We start from the raw sequence: 1,120 nt of genomic DNA, 5'->3' as shown, positions 1-1,120 counted from the left end.
CACCGGGAACTGCGGCGGACGGGACATCAGCCTCTCCTACATGCTCACGGGGCTCAAACAAACCCCTGTGCCAGAAAGTCTGACGCGCGACAGAACGGCATCTGCCACGACAGACACGTCAACCACGCAGCTCAGGGGGTTGTGCGGTGCTGCACTCTCGGCGCCGCCGCCCCTCGCCGGACCACAACACGATCCGTGCACGAAGCGCCACATCTGACGGAACATCCCGCGACCCGGCCAACTCCCGCAGTACCGCCATCTGTTCAGAGGAGAGATCCATGCTCAACTCAACGAACCAACCAGCCTCAGGTTCCACGAACAGGATCACGAGACAGTAGCCGGGAGTGTCATGAATTAGGTGGGAATCAACCGGAAAGTGAGTTCTGATGACCGCCACGATGGATCGCTCGTTCGGGAAGGCCGACGGCGTGTCGCTTGCCGAGGGCGCGGAGGCCGCGGACGGTGCGAGCGTGAGGACGACACAGAGCGTGGACGGGCTCGGCCTGGATCTGCTGGACGCGCTGACATTACTGGCCCGGGACAAGGTCCGCGCCGGCGGGCTGAAGCTGGTCGGTGAGGACGGTCTGCTGCCAGCGATCACGCAGCACCTGATGCAGGCCGCGCTGGAAGCGGAGATGGATGAGCATCTGGCCGCCGAGTCCGAGCGGGTGGGCGGCCGGGGTGCCCGCTCGGGCGGCAACGGGCGTAACGGCTACCGGACCAAGAAGGTCATAAGCGAGGTCGGCACGATCACGCTGCAGGTCCCGCGCGACCGGCTGGGCACCTTCCGGCCCAGCATTCTGCCCAGGCACGCTCGCAGGACCGGGGCGCTGGACGAGATGGTCCTGTCGCTGACGGCGCGCGGGATGACCTCCGGTGAGATCGTCGCGCACCTGGACGAGGTGTACGGGATGAAGACGTCCAAGGAGACGATCTCCACGATCACCGACAAAGCCCTGGAGTCGATGCACGAGTGGCGTACCCGCCCGCTCGACTCGGTGTATCCCGTGATCTTCATTGATGCCATCCACGTGAAGATCCGGGTTCTGTCGACGATCTTGTGATCCAGGTGGTGCGGGGTCATCGTGCGAGCAGGACACGTTTGCGAAGGAGATCGAGG

The 1,120-nt window shown here is 64.6% G+C and carries 1 pseudogene; it reads left to right on the top strand.

Annotated features, from left to right (window positions below):
- Positions 1–503 precede the first annotated feature (503 nt).
- Positions 504–1,043: pseudogene (locus ACZ7HQ_RS45805) on the top strand (transposase); the annotation flags it as partial.
- Positions 1,044–1,120: the final 77 nt, after the last annotated feature.

Source organism: Streptomyces sp. NPDC037290, from assembly GCF_055603245.1.
This window is presented reverse-complemented; position numbering and strand designations above follow the sequence as displayed.